This is a genomic window from Agarivorans sp. Z349TD_8 (assembly GCF_050870825.2).
GTDB lineage: Bacteria > Pseudomonadota > Gammaproteobacteria > Enterobacterales > Celerinatantimonadaceae > Agarivorans.
In genome coordinates this window covers 608,671-625,991 of record NZ_CP194037.2, presented here as the reverse complement: position 1 = coordinate 625,991, position 17,321 = coordinate 608,671, and the positions used below count along the sequence as shown (strand labels likewise).

Genomic DNA, 17,321 nt, shown 5'->3' with positions numbered 1-17,321 from the left:
GACTTGCTTCCCTATTGCTCGAAGTACATCTGATTAATAAAATAATTTCGCTCAAAAGGGTCAAACTTAAAGTGCTTCACTCGTGTATTAACCGATGTATATTGGCTGTAGCTTGAAATGGGTAACACTGGTGCATCTTGATAGATTTCTTGCGCAACCTTCTGACTCAGCTCAAATGATTGCTCAGCGTCATTTGATTCAAGCAGCTTAGCAATCGCGCGGTCTACACCTGGGTTACTCCAATTCATGGTTCCCCAATCTCCCCCTCCATTGGCAAAGTCACTACTGATAATCGGCAGCGGATCGGCACTAAAACCGAAGTTACGTGCGATAAGCGCCATTGCTAAGGAGCCATCCGTATGGCCTGCGGGGATCATGCTGGAGTTGGTCACATCGACCTTAAGCGCGACCCCCAATTTGGCCCATTGCGCCTGGATCACAGTGGCAACCAAGGCTAACTCTGGGCGATCTGCGTAAGTCATCATGGTTAGTTTAAATGGCTGACCAGCACGCTCTAATAAGCCTGACTCATTCCGTTGCCAGCCCAATTTTGCCAATATCGCCTGTGCTTGCTCTAAGTGGTATGGATTGTTATCAATACCTTGAATAAACCACTGTGACATCGAGCTGGGCATCAGCTGCGCAGTCTCTGAACCTTCTGCATGCAGTACATTTTTAGCAATTGCGGCTCGATCCAACGCCATGCTCAGCGCTTGGCGAGCCTTCGGATCCCGCAGGAATGGATGGCCCGCATTGAGCTTCACAAACATGGTTCGTGGGATCAGGTTATGATGAACCTTAACTTCACCACTGCCTTCAAGTTGACTAAGCATCGAAGGGTCTAAAGTGAACACAATATCGGCTTCTCCCGATTTTGCTTGCAAAATTCGGCTCTCGGCACGATGACCCGTTAAGTAGCTTACAAAACTGATCTGTGCCTTCTGCCCCCAATACCCAGCAAATTTTTTCACCATCAGTTTATGAGGTGGTGAAAAGCTCTCCATTTGATAGGGACCTGAGCCATAAAGCGCATCAATCGTCCCATCAGGCTTGTAAGATTTTTCAGATAAAATGGCATTGGAGTAGTTGGTGAGCAAAGCAGCAAAGGCGGCATAAGGCTTGGCTAAGTCAATTTTGACTTCGTTACTTTTCACTGCGCTAATATGCGTCACTTGAGCTTTATTCAAACTGCCGTGCTTCTGCTGTGCATAACGAAGAGAGCGCACCACGGCTTGCGCGTCGAGTTCGCTTCCGTCGTGAAATTTCACGCCTTTACGCAGAACAAACTGCCAGCTCAAACCATCATCACTTCTTTGCCAGTGTGTTGCCAAACCAGCTGTAAGAGTGCCTTGAGCGTCCACATTGAGCAGCGTTTCAATCACTTGCAGACGCGTTAAAATGTAGCCTTGTTTAGAAGGATCTAAGCTAGAGATCTCCCAAGGGCCACTAATCGACAAGGTATTAGTTTTATTGGCTACAATTAACTCTGCTGATTTTTCAGAGCTGGTAAATGTAGTGATGGCAATGATTGCTGCGACAATAAGCATGGCAGACAAAAGGCCAAGTTTACGTTTCTTGTGTCGTACATAAGATATTTCGGTCATAACAAGTCCTAACGTGTTTAATTTAACGCTATATAAATGAATATTTTTTAAGTGTTCTCGAGTGAGAAAAAGTTAGGCCGATGGTGGTGGGGAACGAGTTCGTGGAAGCTCTTTATAACAAACCACTGCCTCCAAGGTATTAAACCGAAGGAAACATTGGCCACGATCTAAACAAGGCTCTGAATCGATAGTGCAGCTTAAGGCATTCTGTATCGCATCATAAATTTCACACTGGTGATTTTCATGAACATCATGGTCCACCTCCATTGCATGGACAAGTGAAAGACTACTCAGCCCAATAGGGAGTATGAGCATCACGAGTAATAGCAATTTATTGAGTTGGAACTTGCTGAAATTAAACACGATAAATACAATGGAAGAATATAAAAATGTTATACTATAACATTTTGAACTAAATCACACCTAACAGATACAATTAATGGTATGCAAAGGTAAGACAGCTAGCATTTGATACACTAAATGGCTATTTGAAAGAAGTGTCTACAGAAGAGGAGCAACCACTCTTCGATTATTTTCGCTCCACATATCCCAAATAGTAAGCTGTCTAGAAAACTCGTCCATTGAAGTTCCTGATTTACTGAATACCAATCTATATAGTCCAAATATTTTGGATAATACCAAGTGGATCAATTTTGCATGCTCGGTGACCTACGCAGAGCCCCCGCAGGCGCTGGCCCCTCGTGAGCACCAGCCAGCCCATGCTTTGAATGTTTTTGTTTCCTGTGAAGTTAAGTGCAATGAATAATAATTTTATGCGACTCCTATGAGGGTTAACGCCTCGCATAAGCTAATGTTGGAAGGCTTGGGCTTGTTCTTGAATGTTACGAATGATTCCCTCTTTTTCCATCTGTTGCAACGCGGCTGTGAGGGGAGCGACCAAGTGTTTATTCTTGACGTGAAGGTAATGAAACGATTGAATTGAAACTAACGTTGGCTCCAAAATAACCAACCCTGTCAGCCCTAATTCTTTCAGTGTCATCAATCCTGTAGCGCGTGATGTCACCACGACATCACTCCTTCCAGACTCAAGTTTCCCAAAGGCTTGCCTATATGTCTTCACTGCTTCCGATATTGTCCCTTCAACAAGGTTTACTTCAATCAACTTGATCCCACGTAAATAACCCACTCGGTAAGGGAGGAGGCTTTTCCAGCCGTCGACCAGGAATCGCTTGTCTTTTGTAATCGCCACAAAATCAGTGACCGAGATGGGAACTGGGAGCCTGAGTAGATTGGGATATAAGTGCTCTATCCCTGCCTTGCGGAACAGCTCTCCATCCACATTACCATCATTCGCGCTCCGAAGGGCTCGATCGCCGGGGAGTGGTCGTAACACCATTGTGATACCAATTCGCCTGTAGGCCTCCATCATCACTTTCTCGGCAACGATTTTAGTGGCATTTTCACCCAAGAAGGTCGAAATAACGACTTGTTGCGCGTGTGCAACTCCAGCGCTTGTCAGTAGAACACTCACCACAGCAATGACCAACAAGTGATATTTCATGAGCATATCTCTTTTTTTATTTGCATTGTTTATCGTTCGCGCTGGTACGAATTGGTATAGACACCAGCTCTTCCCTATATAGTTAATAGTTCATTCCAAGCAGAAATTCCTTGTTTACTTTTTAGCGTTTAACAAATGCAACGGATGTTCCATTAAGGTCAGAAAGGTTGGGGATACTGATACTCACATTATAATCAAAGGATCCAATGGCTTGTGAAAATAAGAAATAAAAGAAACAGAATATAAACAGCCCTTGATGTCGCAGAAACGGAACAAAAATGACAATGACTAAACAAGATGCCTGTTCGCCACCCAAGCTCCGTCAAACAGGAGAACTTTCGGCCATTTTTCCATAAACCGCATGCTCTAAACTAACGCAGCTAGAGTTAATGGCATCAGCATTCATTTTTAAACTCAACGCTTAATAGATGTGTTCTACGACCAAAAGTGCCACCAGCTCCCGATGACGACAACCGATTTATTTAGATCACTAAAAACGTCCGCAATAAAAAAGCCCCTGTCGCTGGAACTATAAAGTGACATACGGACCTGCGTTACATCTAATGCACATCCAAAATTTGAACCATAGTTTGACATAAAATGGAACCATAGTATGGCATAGTGCATTTCGTATGTTTGCCGCCCCCCAAACACACTTTTGGACATTTCCGAGTTAAAGCCTTAACTCTAAAGCGTCTGTTTCGGATAAAAATTTCTATGGGTTAACGCCAAGCTAAGCTGTGAGTGAAAGCGTGCCATAATTTGAGCGAAGCGAAATCGGCACGCGTTCATGAATCAGACTTAAGCGCCTTGTGTACGCCCAGCATGGGCATGAACTAATGAGGTGAAAGTCCTCTGTAGGAAGGTCACCGTTTAATAATATTTTGATTATTAAACGCTAACTACTAGCGAATGGCAAGGGCATTGCCGCGAGGGAATGTCTGAAGGAAGCCGGACGCAAATCTGCGAGCTGATGAACAAGAACATCATATGAGGCGTAGGCTGGAGGCGAGTTGGCACAAGACAACGAAGCCATGTGATCTAACGGCCACCGTAAATGATGCAGCAGTGCAGAGACAGTACATGTTCTTATCTGGGGAGATCTGCTTAACAGGCGATCGTTAAACTCACTAGCTTGGCCGCTAGCTCAAACAGGCCTGGCACTTAAGTCTCATCAACTTAAGTGAGCAAATACGATGAACAACGATAGCGCTATTTGGGGTAACTCAAACGGTGATTAAGCAGAAGTCAGCAGACGGCATAGTAGCCCAACGCCCATCGTAATGGTTGGGACACGGTGAAGGCCTGAACACTTAGAATAAAGGAGGAGCCTTGTTAAACTTGAACACCCATTCGCCGTCCGGCGTAGATGCGATTCAGCGTAATAACTCGCAGCCAACCTTTAGCCAACATCTATTCGAACATATGCTAACGCGGCAGAATATTCAGCTCGCGTGGCAAGGTGTTCGAGCCAATAAAGGGGCTGCTGGAGTGGATAACATGTCCATTGATGCATTTCCTTCTTGGGCAAAACTACACTGGAAGCAGGTTGCTGCTGCGCTGCGTAATGGCCAGTATCAGCCTAAACCGGTTCGCCGTGTGGAGATTGACAAACCCGATGGCGGTAAACGCCAACTGGGGATCCCAACCGTGCTCGACCGTGTCATCCAGTAAGCCATTGCCCAAGTGCTAACGCCTATCTTTGACCCTAGCTTCTCAGCGAACAGCTTTGGATTTAGACCAAACAAGAATGGGCAACAAGCGGTGAAACAAGTGCAAAGCATCATCAAGCAAGGCCGACGTTTTGCGGTAGATGTGGATTTATCTAAATTCTTTGACCGAGTTAATCATGACTTATTGATGAGTAAACTGGGTCACCGAATGCAAGATAAGCGCTTACTTAAGCTGATTGGACACTACTTAAGAGCGGGTTTTATCCATAACCAGTGCTATCAGCAAACTCGAGAAGGTGTACCGCAAGGGGGACCATTATCGCCCTTGCTGGCCAATATCATGCTCGACCCATTAGACAAAGAGCTGGAAGAGCGAGGGCACAAGTTTGCTCGTTACGCCGATGATTTTATCATTTTGGTGAGAAGTCAGCGTGCGGGCGAACGGGTGCTGACGAGCATTAGTCGATACTTACAACGGCGCTTAAAACTTGTGGTTAATACAGCCAAAAGTCAGGTGGTTAAAACGGCGAAGAGTAAGTTCTTAGGGTTTACCTTTAAAGCGGGACGGCTGCAAATTCACGCCAAAACGTTACACCGTTTTAAACAACAAATTAGGCGTCTAACAAACCGTAACTGGGGCGTGTCGATGGGCTATCAGCTATTTAAAGTAAGCCAATACTTGCGAGGATGGATAAACTACTTTGGGATCGCGAATTGCTATCAACTGTGCGTAGATCTAGATCACTGGATAAGGCGCAGAGTGCGAATGGCCTACTGGCGACAGTGGCGAAAACCGAGAACCAAAGTAAGAAATCTGATGCGTAGAGGAGTACATGTTCAAGCCGCGGTAGCCTGTGGCATAACCAGTAAAGGCCCATGGAGAAGCTCGAAAACACCGGGGATCCAACAAGCATTATCGAATGCTTATTTAGCATCCCAAGGTCTATTTGCGCTTCGAGATGGATGGATTAAGCTTCACCATTCTAAGTGAAACGCCCTGTGCGGAGCCGCATGCAGGGTGTTGTGGGGGCTGGAGGCTAGATACCTTCGGCTACCCGATTAGGGGGTTTTACCAACAAGCATTTGCTCTTTCACATTATCTGGAATGTTAACCCAAGTTGTTTCATTATTTAAAATTAGTTTAATACTGCATTTCTTTGTGACATTTACAATGTGATGAAACCAATCTGAGTGACTCCAATTTCTAGGAGGTGGCGACTTAAATGCTTTCAAATTATTATCCCAATTCACCTCAGCTGCTTCACGATAAATATTCTGGTAACTTGAATCTCCGCCACTTGCCAAGACCACAATTAACTGACCATTTTCGAGTACCTCAACTCTTTCGATAACTTCCATGTGTGATAGCCCCCTAACGCCAACCTCATGGGCGCAAAAGGTGAGACCTTTTTTTGCGCTTTTGCTCCTGCAAAAAACGGGCTGGCTTTTTGCGTCCTTTGCAGGTTTTTGTTATAAGCTATTCAGTACGTACTCTCTGAACAAATTAGCTCTCGTCACTCTTGATTTTCGATTATTTGTACCTGCATACATGCATCCGTAATATACGCCGAAATCATTAGTCTTATTATGTTTGTTTTCCATAATATTCTGTTCAAAATTAGTTAAATCTTTCTTAAGGTGGGAATTAACATTTCCAGCAGAGCAAAGCTCTACAACAAGAGTGAAAAAGTTAGACTTTCTAAACCAAATAGTATCTAGCTCCAACTCCAACTCTCTAATAATTGAAAATGCTTTGAGAATTGATGACTTCGTTTTATGGTAGTTATCGAACTCTTCATTGAATTCTTCCACACAACTTTCTAACTCCTTATCACCTTGATAATATCCACCTCTTTCAAGAGTTGACATAACTTGTAAAAAGAAATGGACATCAGCCATTCGAGTAAATTCAGAATCATGAAATACACCAAATTCACCTAACTCAATATCATTAGCTAATTCTTTCGCTGTTTGAATAAACTTACCATCATAAATAGCATTTTGAATTTCAATATCTTCTAATTTGAATTTTGTTAAATTAATGCGTCTAAATATTTCTCTAACTAAACTATCTTCTACTTTTCCAATATCTCTAACTACTATTTGATATGAAAGAAAATCTTCTCTTTCAGCATCATTCAGCTCATCAAATGGTTTAACTATTTTCAGAGGCTTGTCAAAAGAGTTTTCAATATAATTAGTTATAGTAGTGAGCCTTTGTTGGCCATCTATTACCTTTTGGCTAGTTCTTAATTTTTTAGTATCCACCTTCCCCTGACACACATATATTTCAGGAAACGGAAAACCATTTATAATTGTATCTAGGAATTGTTCTTGGTGCTCATGAGTCCAAACGAATTTTCTCTGAAAGTCTGGTGATAAATCTAATTTATTATCTTCAATTTTTTCATATATATCTGCAATTGTAGGATTTGTTACAGATGGTTTTATTTGATTAGCCATTATTATTTCCTTACGTTACGACGACGCTTAACATCTGACAAGCCACTTACAATATAATCCTCAAGATGTTCATAGCTTTGAAAAACACCTGCATTAACTTTGTAATCACCGACTTCCGATTTTCCATATGATATTGATTTGAAAAAATCAAACCAGTTATTTTTAAATGTACGCATTCTAAATGAAGTTGGCAGTTTATCAGGTCTTATCCAGCCCAAAGCAACGTATTCAAGAAATTCATGGTACATGCCTAATTCTGATTCTCGAACAACCCTTCTATTTTGTCTAAATTGCATTTGATAATTCGAAATATCTCTCATTATTGTGCTAAATAATAATGGTGATATGATTGCAACATCGATGTCAGAGTCAAGATCAAATTTCTTATTTTTGAAAGGACTAAAACCTAGTTTCCCAGATCCTGTTACATATATTTCATGAAATGGAATATCAAAATTTTTAGCTATTCGTTTTCTAAACTCGTAAAAATCATCATCATTACCTTTAAAAACATATGGAGTACCATGCAAGATATTTTTTCTGCAAAAATCATATAGCTTCTCCTCAGAATCTTGCTCTCTTAAACTAGCAATAAAACTATCTAGATCCACATGCCTTCCTTATGGCTTATAACGCCGTAATCACGCGCTTGTCGCGTGCATTGCCTTGTTAAGTTTGAGCTCCATAGGCTGATAAACCAAGCCTGCTGATTCTCCCACTTCGCCACTGCACTCAAAACCATAATTTTCATAAGCGGTCACTGAAGATAGTGACGCGCTGACGGTAACAGTATCAACCTTCACATGATTTAGGGCGGATATAAGCAGCTTTCTTCCAATGCCGCTTTTCTGGGATTCGGGGCTAACAAAAAGCATCGCAACATGGCGTCCTTCCTTTAACTCGATGACACCTTTGATATTTTTGTTGTTCTCAGTAACCAGCATCAAGTTATCGCCTTTCATCCTATCGAGGAATGCATCGCGCGCAGCGATATTTGAAAAGGTTTTAATCCCCTCATCAGACAATGTGCCTGCAACTGACTGCAAAAAAGAGTCCATGCAAATTGTACTTACAGCTTCAAGGTCCTTCTCTTCCATCTTCCTGATAATCATCAATGTCTCCCAGAAACTTAACGCTAAGTAGGCCGCACGTGCGGTCTATCCCATTCAATGAGCGCGCGTCCTATCACAAAAAACATGATCTTCATCACGTTCGCTCATCAATTTATGATTTGATATTAACCCATTGTCTACCTTAGTTTTTTACTCGGAATCAATCAATCATCGATCCATTTCTATCATTGATTACTTTGACAAATGACGCAAACGAAACTAAAAATACTGTATATATATACAGACGAAAAGTGCGCAACATGTCAAACACACCATTGCGGCTCCAGCAGCGATTTAGAAATACGATTTATCAGCACCATTACAGTATTCGCACCGAGCAAACCTATTGGCATTGGATAAAACGTTTTTTGTATTTTAATCACAAGCAGCACCCAGCAAAGCTCGGAGCTGCTGATATTGAACGATTTCTAACTCATCTAGCGGTCGATAGGCAAGTCGCTCCGGCGACTCAAAACATCGCATTTAATGCCTTAATGTTTCTCTATAACAAAGTACTACGTATCGAAATGATTGGAATTCAGGCGAAACGCGCGAAAAAACGAGTCAACATTCCCGTGGTTTTTACTCGAGCTGAAGTGAGCCAAGTGATTGCGAATTTACCCGCGGATTATCAGATCATGGCTTCACTGCTTTACGGTTCGGGACTAAGACTCAGTGAATGCTTGAGATTACGGATTAAAGACTTAGATTTTGATCAAAATACAATCACCGTACGGCAAGGCAAAGGAAATAAAGATCGCGTGACTTTGTTACCCCCTAACTTGATCCCAAAGCTTCGCGATAACATTCTCCTGAGCAAAAGTGTTTTTGCTCACGATATGAGTCTACATTATGCTGGAACGACGATGTCTTACGCGTTAGCCCGTAAGTATCCACATTCTCAACGGTCGTTTTCTTGGCAGTTTTTGTTTCCTTCAACTCGCCTGTGTATCGACGCTAGAACAGGTGAGCTCAAACGCCATCATATTCATCATAGTGTGCTCCAAAAAGCAGTCACCAAAGCCGTGCGTAATGCCGGTATAAATAAGCCTGCAAGTTGCCATACCTTTAGGCACAGTTTTGCCACCCACTTATTAGAACAAGGGACTGATTTAAGAACTATACAAGAATTACTTGGCCATCAGGATGTAACAACGACTGAGATTTACACGCATGTTATCGGTCGTCATACCACGGGCGTCAAAAGCCCTTTAGAGTGCTTGGTTCAAGCTGCAAAATAGATGATTTTTGACAAGACCATCGAACAGGTTTTTGCATTCTAGCTGGTGATTAAACTTGGATCGTAAAATCTGATTCAAAACCATTAGTTTTGGTATGGAAAGAAACATGGGTGATTGCGTTGTTCGTTAGAAGGCGTAACACGGAATGGGGCAAAAGCACGTTAGTGGTGCGATAACTCGACAAAACTATTGGTTAGTCATCATTCTTCATTCGATGCATGCTTACCCAGCACGACATACATGACCTTGCCGACCTTCACATTCTTAAAGCTTATCTTGCAGCATGTATTACCCAAGGGCTTACAGCGGGTGAGAGATTATGGTTTCTTACGGGGTAACGCCAAACACGTATTGCGGCGCATTCAGTTAGCACGATTAACTTTGACGCTAGCAAACTTAAAGATGTTTTTATTCGGTGAAGGTTTTCGCAAGCTTCTGATGTACATAAAAATACCCATCTGCAACAAACCTTAAACCAAGATACCTTATGTCAAGGTATGGGGCAAATTTGTCACACTATGGGTAAATTATGTCACTCTATGGTTCCAGCGACAAAAAAGCCCCGTACAACGGGGCTTTCAGAGCTAATAACTATACAACAATTCCAGCCTAGAACGGAATATCGTCATCGAAATCCATAGGTGGCTCGTTAAACTGTGGCGCAGGCGCGGCTTGCGGTGCAGGCTTAGCCTGTGGCTGAAAACCACCTTGTTGCGGCTGAGGAGCCTGTTGCTGTGGTGCCTGTTGCTGTTGTGGTGCTGCTTGTTGGAAACCACCTTGCTGAGGGGCCGGAGCAGGCGCAGCTTGTTGTTGCTGCTGTCCACCCCAGTTATTTTGCTGCGGTGCTTGTTGCGGTGCGCCGCCCATGGATTGCCCCTGCCCACCTTGACGACCACCGAGCATTTGCATCACGCCATTAAAGCCCTGTACAACCACTTCGGTCGAATAGCGGTCTTGACCATTCTGATCTTGCCACTTACGGGTTTGTAATTGACCTTCGATATAGACTTGTGAACCTTTACGAAGATACTCGCCAGCTACTTCGGCTAACTTGCCAAATAGCACCACTCGGTGCCATTCGGTACGCTCTTTCTGTTCACCGGTTTGCTTGTCTCTCCAACTCTCTGAAGTAGCAATGGTAATGTTGGCGACGGCCCCTCCGTTTGGCATAAAACGAACTTCGGGATCCTGTCCCAAGTTACCAACCAAAATTACTTTATTAATGCCCCGAGTGGCCATGTATATCGCTCCTATAATCTATCTGTTGTGGCGAGAAAAGACCCGCTATAATACTAGGCTGCACGCAGCAAATCCAATGCTCTAGCCAATTCAAATTCTTTTGTTTTTACTTTTAAGTAAACAGTGTTGTCTTGTGCGATCACCACTGCCTCTACAACCCCCGGTAAAACCTGAAGTTTTGCCAATAAATGAGCAGGTTGTTGACTTGATGATATCGCCAAGGAATAATTTTTTATACCTGCCTGCGCACGCATTCCTAAACTGACCAGTAGCCAAATCAACAATACTGCGATAGAAAACAAACTCACCGCATGCATACCACCCGCCATATATAGCGCACCAGCACTACTACCACCAATAAATGCACCCAAAAACTGGCTGGTGGAAAAAACCCCAAGCGCCGCGCCTTTGTTCCCCGGCGGTGCCAGTGTTGAAATCAAGGCGGGTAGGCTGGCCTCTAAATAATTAAAGCCAATGAAAAATATCGCCAATACCAACCCTAATAAACCAACCGATTGAAAGTCGACAAATAACAAAGCATTCGCCAACAACAATAAACAAATGGCAAAAATAAAATAACCTCGTTGCTGATTTCGCTTCGCCGAAATAATCAGTAGCGGCACCATCAGCACAAACGATACCAGTACCGCAGGTAAATAGACTTGCCAATGATGAGCTGGGGCTAAACCGGCATTCACTAAACGTAGTGGCATCACCACAAATAACGCGGTCATCACCAAGTGTAAGCTAAACACGCCCCAATCCAAACGCAATAACTGAGGGTTACGTAACAATCCTAGCATTTGCCGCAGGTTAACACTCACTTCACCGCTGGGCGCCTTCACTTCTGCGTTTGGCACTACAAACTGCACCACCAACATGGCCAACACCGCCAAACCGGCAATTAACCAAAATAAACCCGACAGGCCGAGGAAAGCAGAAATGACCGGACCTAGAACCAAAGAGGCCGCAAAAGATAAACCAATACTCACCCCTATAAAGGCCATCACTTTGGCGCGTTGCGTCTCGCGACTCAAATCAGCAGCCAAAGCCATCACGGTACTGGCAATCGCGCCCATTCCCTGCAAGGCTCGCCCAAGCGCGACACCATGAATAGATTCTGCAAGCGCTGCGACCACCGAGCCCAAGACAAACAGACTCAGACCAATAAAAATGATCGGCTTTCGACCAAAGCGATCAGATAACCAACCCATAGGGATCTGGAACAGCGCTTGGGTTAAACCATAAGCACCAATGGCAATCCCCACCCATAGCGGAGAGAAATCTGTTAACTGTTGGCCATATACGGCTAACACTGGCATCAACATAAACAAGCCAGCCATGCGTAAAGCAAATAGCAAAGCTAAGGAATATGCGCCACGTTTCTCGGTGTTATTTAAGTGTTCTTCTACAGCCATACCCATCAAATATTCACCAATAAAGAACCGGTAATGCTACCACAAGCACTCTGGGTCAAACCAGCTTAAGATTGTCACCCAGTGTGAATAATTATCCTTAGGATCTACTACGCAATTATCTCAACAATATGTAATACTGGGCGATTTAGCGCAGCATTTATCAGGTAACAATGGACAGTATCGATATTCGAGGTGCCCGCACCCATAATCTGAAAAACATTTCTCTCACTCTTCCTCGTGACAAGCTAATTGTGATTACTGGTTTATCGGGTTCGGGTAAATCTTCCCTCGCCTTTGATACGCTTTATGCCGAAGGGCAGCGACGTTATGTCGAGTCTTTATCCGCTTACGCCAGACAGTTTTTGTCACTGATGGAAAAGCCCGATGTGGATCATATCGAAGGGCTATCCCCGGCGATTTCCATTGAACAAAAATCGACCTCGCATAACCCACGCTCTACCGTGGGCACCATTACCGAAATCTACGACTACTTGCGGCTATTGTATGCGCGAGTGGGAGAGCCTCGTTGCCCTCATCATCATCAACCCTTAGCTGCGCAAACCATTAGCCAAATGGTCGATAAGGTATTTGAAGAACCCAAAGACAGTAAACTGATGTTGCTGGCGCCAATTGTGCGCGACCGTAAAGGTGAGCACCTTAAAACGCTGGAGAACCTCGCTGCACAAGGCTTTATTCGCGCCAGGATCGATGGCGAGGTCTGTGACTTAAGTGATCCCCCAGATCTGGAGCTACATAAAAAACACAATATTGAGGTGGTGATCGACCGCTTTAAAGTTCGTGTCAGTGAGGATTTAGCCCAGCGCTTAGCTGAATCCTTCGAAACTGCCTTAGAGCTTGCCGACGGCACGGCAATTTTGGTGGACATGGACAGCGGAGATACCCGCCAACTATTCTCGGCAAACTTCGCCTGCCCAGTGTGTGGCTACAGTATGACCGAATTAGAGCCGCGAATTTTTTCTTTCAATAACCCCGCTGGCGCTTGTCAGGTCTGTGATGGTTTAGGCGTTGACCAGTTCTTTGATGATAACAAAATCATCCTCAACCCCAAACTCAGCTTAGCGGGTGGCGCGATCCGTGGTTGGGACAAGCGTAATTTCTATTACTACCAAATGTTAAAGTCACTGGCTGCACATTTCGAGTTTGACTTAGAGCAGCCCTTCGACAGCCTCAGCGACAAACATAAAAAGTTAGTGCTACATGGTTCCGGTCGGACCAGCATCGAATTTAAATATATGAATGACCGAGGGGATGTCACGGTGCGCAAGCACCCCTTCGAAGGCATCATTCCAAATATGCGCCGTCGCTATAAAGAAACCGAGTCAAATGCGGTTCGCGAAGAGTTAGCTAAGTTTATCAGTAACCAAGAATGTCCTGGCTGTGGCGGCAGTCGACTCCGCGAAGAAGCGCGTAACGTGTTTATTGGTAGCACCAACCTGCCCGAAGTTAGCCGCAAATCAATTGGTGAAGCGATGACGTTTTTCGGCTCACTGGAACTGGTGGGGCAACGCGCGCAAATCGCCGACAAGATCCTTAAGGAAATATGTGAGCGTTTAAATTTCTTAGTCAATGTGGGGCTTGATTATCTTTCCCTCGAGCGCAGTGCCGACACCCTATCAGGGGGAGAAGCTCAGCGAATTCGCCTCGCCAGTCAAATCGGAGCAGGTTTAGTCGGCGTAATGTATGTACTCGACGAGCCCTCTATCGGCTTACACCAGCGTGATAATGAGCGCTTACTTGCTACCCTGAATCATCTGCGGGATCTGGGCAATACCGTGATTGTAGTGGAACACGATGAAGACGCGATCCGCGCCGCCGACTACATCGTCGATATCGGCCCAGGGGCGGGAGTGCATGGCGGTGAAGTGGTGGCGCAAGGTTCGATACAGCAGATCCTCGACACTCCCGACTCTCTCACCGGTCAATATCTGAGTGGTGTCAAATCAATTGCAATTCCTAAGCTCCGCCACCCAGCAGGAGAAGACTGGTTGAAACTCAACGGAGCCAGCGGCAATAACCTAAAAACCGTCGACTTAGCGATCCCTCTGGGCTTGTTAACTTGCATCACAGGGGTATCCGGCAGCGGCAAATCAACCTTGGTGAACGATACACTCTATAAAATCGCCCAAAAAGAACTCAATGGCGCAGCGGGTGAAGACATCGCCCCCTACCAAAACATTGAAGGCCTCGACAAACTGGATAAAGTGGTGGATATCGATCAAAGCCCGATTGGTCGTACACCTCGTTCGAACCCCGCCACTTACACCGGTATTTTCACCCCGATTCGCGAACTATTTGCGGCGACTCAAGAATCTCGCTCTCGAGGTTATAAGCCTGGACGGTTTAGCTTTAACGTAAAAGGAGGCCGTTGTGAGGCCTGTCAGGGCGATGGCGTCATTAAAGTAGAAATGCACTTTTTACCTGATGTCTACGTTCCTTGTGATGTTTGCAAAAGCAAACGCTATAACCGTGAGACCTTGGAAATCAAATACAAGGGTAAAAACATCCACCAGATCCTCGATATGACGATAGAGGAAGCCCGGCCATTTTTTGATGCCGTCCCAGTCATCGCCAGAAAGCTACAAACGCTAATTGATGTCGGGCTGACCTACGTCAAACTAGGGCAATCGGCAACCACTCTATCGGGCGGTGAAGCTCAGCGAGTTAAATTAGCCCGAGAATTAAGCAAACGTGATACCGGACAAACCCTTTATATCTTGGACGAACCAACCACTGGCCTACATTTCCATGATATTCAATTACTGCTGGACGTGATCCATCGTTTACGCGACCACGGCAATACGATTGTGGTGATTGAACACAATTTAGATGTGATCAAAACCGCCGATTGGATCGTCGACCTTGGCCCAGAGGGAGGCAAAGGGGGAGGAGAAATTCTTGTTGCAGGCACACCGGAAAAAGTGGCCCAAGAGGCTCGCTCACATACCGCTCGATTCTTAAAACCGATGCTCGCAGGGCATTAAGCCAGAGGGTGGCAACACCCTCCATTTTCAAGGAAGCAAAATGTCGTCTAAGTGGACTCTCGAAGCTTGTTTTAGCTATGTGTTTGCCGTGTTGATGTTCATTGGCATGCACTACTTTCAGCACAATCAAGGTGGCAGTGGCTTAGAGCTTCCTTTTAACTTAGTGGTATGGTGCTTCGCCAGTCTGCTAATTGGCTTGGGTTTACTCAAAGTCAGTCATTCACAGCGTTTACGCTATAACCGCAGCTTGCTAGTGATGCTGTTCAGCACAATATTGTTATGGCTCCCCTTACTCTATCCTAATGCTGAATTTGGCGAGTTTGCAATAGACCGACTCCTCGGCTTAAGCGCTGGCATACTGATTATCTTTTCGATAATGCAACTGGAACTGAGTCGCCAGCACTGGCACCACATTCTCTATTTTATACTCGCAGGCGTACTCATCGAGAGTATCTATGCACTGGTTCAGCTCTACCTACTGACCCAAGGTAACTGGGTCGGTTTTAATGTGAATGCCACCAGAGCAGCCGGAATATTCCAACAGCCCAATGTATTAGGAACCTTTGTTCTATTTGGTTTGTTAGCCTCGGCTTGGCTAATTTCGGAAAAGGCTGTGCGTAGCAAACTACAACAAATTATCGTGTTTGGCTGTTGCTTTTTTGCCGCGTGGGCAGCCATTGTGAGTGGCTCAAGAACGGTGTTGATAGCGCTATTCGCGCTGTTACCTCTATTGTTTCCTTACCTCAAAAATTCCGCAGAACCGCATTTATTACGAGGCTGGTTAATCTGCATCGCCCTCGGTTGTTTAGCACCGGCGCTACCAGAATTGTTGAATGATGGTGTCGCGCGCGACGCTATTGGTGGAGAAACCACCGCTTACCGAGTCACGATGCTTAAGGTGAGTTGGGAACTATTTAAACAACAGCCGTTCATGGGTTGGGGTTACGGTGCTTATGATGGCATTTATCATAATGCGCAAGCGGCATTTAACGCGCAAGGTCTTATCAAGGGCTACCACTTCAATGTTGCTCATCCACATAATGAAATTGCTTATTGGGCCGTAGAAGGCGGATTACTACCACTACTCACCTTGCTATTTCTGGCTGGCTACTTTATCTATAGCATCTTTAAGCAAACATGGACCAAGGCATGCTTTCATCTCGGACTGCTCTTTCCTTGCCTATTACATACCATGACCGAACTGCCCTTCTATCATTCTGCAATCGTTTGGCTACTCTTCTGCTTTTTTGTAAGTAAAATCGCGACCGAAGCAGAAGGCCTTTGCACAAAGCCTTTCCCTGCCAAATTTGCGCCAAAGGTATTTGCTGGATTAATTCCGCTGTTTACCATCTTATTCATGCTCACCGGCTTACAAACCATTCACCACATCAGTACTTTCGAACGAACTGGCTCAAGTGATGTCAGCTTACTTGAGGGGATCATTAATCCTCTGCCCATGCTCAGTCGTTACGAATTTGATGCGATGACCTTCCGACTCAATGCTGCCAGTAAATTGCATTTAAGCGATGAGCTTAAAAATTATTTAAGCTGGTCAGACTCGTTAATGAGACGAAAAACTCGAACCGAAAACTACTACAACAGGATCCAAGCGTTTAAAGCACTAGGTCTCACCCAACAGGCCGAGCAAACATACCAACAAGCCCTATTTATTTATCCAGATACAGAGCGGGTTTCTTTTCGCTACATCTTTGCGATGAGAACCGGAGAAAAAGCGCTACAAGCATATTTAGTCTGGAATAAACAACAGCTGAAAGACAAGCCAGATGCAGCATTGTATATCCATCAAATTAATGGATTAGTGCTTTTAGGACGGATCGATGAAGCACTTCGAGTGCAACAACAAGCAAGCCAACGACTACCAAACGAATTGAAGCTGCGAAACATTCCAAGCCTAAAGCCTTATACCAAGCCAACAGGTTCATCATGACCGCCGCTCAGGGTTGATGGTTACGCTCATAAAAAGCATGTCTGCTGGCGTTGTTAACCGCAAGTGAGTGGAAAAGTCATTTTGTGAAATATGCGCAAG

11 protein-coding genes and 2 pseudogenes are annotated in these 17,321 nt (G+C 44.6%); 5 read left to right on the top strand and 8 right to left on the bottom strand.

Annotation, left to right across the window (positions count from 1 at the left end; genetic code table 11):
* Positions 1-11: 11 nt before the first annotated feature.
* Both ACRRS1_RS02750 and ACRRS1_RS02745 read right to left on the bottom strand, forming a co-directional pair.
* Positions 12-1,604 carry an ABC transporter substrate-binding protein gene (locus tag ACRRS1_RS02750; RefSeq protein WP_432468459.1) on the bottom strand — a complete coding sequence of 531 codons (1,593 nt, stop codon included), beginning with the start codon at positions 1,602-1,604 and terminating at the stop codon, positions 12-14.
* A gap of 808 nt (positions 1,605-2,412) precedes the next feature.
* Positions 2,413-3,126 carry a substrate-binding periplasmic protein gene (locus ACRRS1_RS02745; protein WP_432454690.1) on the bottom strand — a complete coding sequence of 238 codons (714 nt, stop codon included), beginning with the start codon at positions 3,124-3,126 and terminating at the stop codon, positions 2,413-2,415.
* A gap of 1,332 nt (positions 3,127-4,458) precedes the next feature.
* Between ACRRS1_RS02745 and ltrA the strand changes: the two are divergent.
* Positions 4,459-5,790: pseudogene (ltrA, locus tag ACRRS1_RS02740) on the top strand (group II intron reverse transcriptase/maturase).
* Positions 5,791-5,858: 68 nt separating this feature from the next.
* Here ltrA and ACRRS1_RS02735 read toward each other — a convergent pair.
* From ACRRS1_RS02735 to ACRRS1_RS02720, 4 genes are all read right to left on the bottom strand, one after another.
* Entirely contained in the window at positions 5,859-6,158 is a 300-nt protein-coding gene (locus tag ACRRS1_RS02735; RefSeq protein WP_432468461.1) for a hypothetical protein, read from the bottom strand.
* A gap of 111 nt (positions 6,159-6,269) precedes the next feature.
* On the bottom strand, positions 6,270-7,262 hold the full coding sequence (locus ACRRS1_RS02730) for a DUF262 domain-containing protein (protein WP_432468463.1): 993 nt from the start codon (positions 7,260-7,262) through the stop codon (positions 6,270-6,272).
* A 2-nt stretch (positions 7,263-7,264) separates the two neighbouring features.
* Positions 7,265-7,873 (bottom strand): hypothetical protein, encoded by a 609-nt coding sequence (locus tag ACRRS1_RS02725; protein WP_432468465.1) that lies wholly within the window; start codon positions 7,871-7,873, stop codon positions 7,265-7,267.
* A 30-nt stretch (positions 7,874-7,903) separates the two neighbouring features.
* Positions 7,904-8,374, bottom strand: a complete 471-nt coding sequence (locus ACRRS1_RS02720; protein WP_432463500.1) for a GNAT family N-acetyltransferase — start codon at positions 8,372-8,374, stop codon at positions 7,904-7,906.
* A 260-nt stretch (positions 8,375-8,634) separates the two neighbouring features.
* Between ACRRS1_RS02720 and ACRRS1_RS02715 the strand changes: the two genes are divergently transcribed.
* Entirely contained in the window at positions 8,635-9,615 is a 981-nt protein-coding gene (locus ACRRS1_RS02715) for an integron integrase (protein ID WP_432468467.1), read from the top strand.
* Between the two features lie 228 nt (positions 9,616-9,843).
* Positions 9,844-9,984, top strand: a pseudogene (locus ACRRS1_RS02710) (transposase); the annotation flags it as partial.
* 240 nt (positions 9,985-10,224) lie between these two features.
* Here ACRRS1_RS02710 and ACRRS1_RS02705 read toward each other — a convergent pair.
* Both ACRRS1_RS02705 and ACRRS1_RS02700 read right to left on the bottom strand, forming a co-directional pair.
* Positions 10,225-10,854 (bottom strand): single-stranded DNA-binding protein, encoded by a 630-nt coding sequence (locus ACRRS1_RS02705; RefSeq protein WP_432454698.1) that lies wholly within the window; start codon positions 10,852-10,854, stop codon positions 10,225-10,227.
* Positions 10,855-10,907: 53 nt separating this feature from the next.
* Positions 10,908-12,272 carry an MFS transporter gene (locus ACRRS1_RS02700; protein ID WP_432456106.1) on the bottom strand — a complete coding sequence of 455 codons (1,365 nt, stop codon included), beginning with the start codon at positions 12,270-12,272 and terminating at the stop codon, positions 10,908-10,910.
* A gap of 170 nt (positions 12,273-12,442) precedes the next feature.
* Here ACRRS1_RS02700 and uvrA point away from each other — a divergent pair, with 170 nt between their 5' ends.
* A complete protein-coding gene (gene uvrA / locus ACRRS1_RS02695; RefSeq protein ID WP_432460844.1) occupies positions 12,443-15,274 on the top strand; it encodes an excinuclease ABC subunit UvrA in 2,832 nt (943 codons plus the stop codon).
* 40 nt (positions 15,275-15,314) lie between these two features.
* A complete protein-coding gene (locus ACRRS1_RS02690; RefSeq protein WP_432468468.1) occupies positions 15,315-17,222 on the top strand; it encodes a Wzy polymerase domain-containing protein in 1,908 nt (635 codons plus the stop codon).
* Positions 17,223-17,321: the final 99 nt, after the last annotated feature.

Bases quoted from the DNA above. Each gene is read 5' to 3' on its own strand.
- ACRRS1_RS02750 (WP_432468459.1), bottom strand. From the start codon at position 1,604: ATGACCGAAATATCTTATGTACGACACAAGAAACGTAAACTTGGCCTT.
- ACRRS1_RS02745 (WP_432454690.1), bottom strand. From the start codon at position 3,126: ATGAAATATCACTTGTTGGTCATTGCTGTGGTGAGTGTTCTACTGACA.
- ACRRS1_RS02735 (WP_432468461.1), bottom strand. From the start codon at position 6,158: ATGGAAGTTATCGAAAGAGTTGAGGTACTCGAAAATGGTCAGTTAATT.
- ACRRS1_RS02730 (WP_432468463.1), bottom strand. From the start codon at position 7,262: ATGGCTAATCAAATAAAACCATCTGTAACAAATCCTACAATTGCAGAT.
- ACRRS1_RS02720 (WP_432463500.1), bottom strand. From the start codon at position 8,374: ATGATTATCAGGAAGATGGAAGAGAAGGACCTTGAAGCTGTAAGTACA.
- ACRRS1_RS02715 (WP_432468467.1), top strand. From the start codon at position 8,635: ATGTCAAACACACCATTGCGGCTCCAGCAGCGATTTAGAAATACGATT.
- ACRRS1_RS02705 (WP_432454698.1), bottom strand. From the start codon at position 10,854: ATGGCCACTCGGGGCATTAATAAAGTAATTTTGGTTGGTAACTTGGGA.
- ACRRS1_RS02700 (WP_432456106.1), bottom strand. From the start codon at position 12,272: ATGGCTGTAGAAGAACACTTAAATAACACCGAGAAACGTGGCGCATAT.
- uvrA (WP_432460844.1), top strand. From the start codon at position 12,443: ATGGACAGTATCGATATTCGAGGTGCCCGCACCCATAATCTGAAAAAC.
- ACRRS1_RS02690 (WP_432468468.1), top strand. From the start codon at position 15,315: ATGTCGTCTAAGTGGACTCTCGAAGCTTGTTTTAGCTATGTGTTTGCC.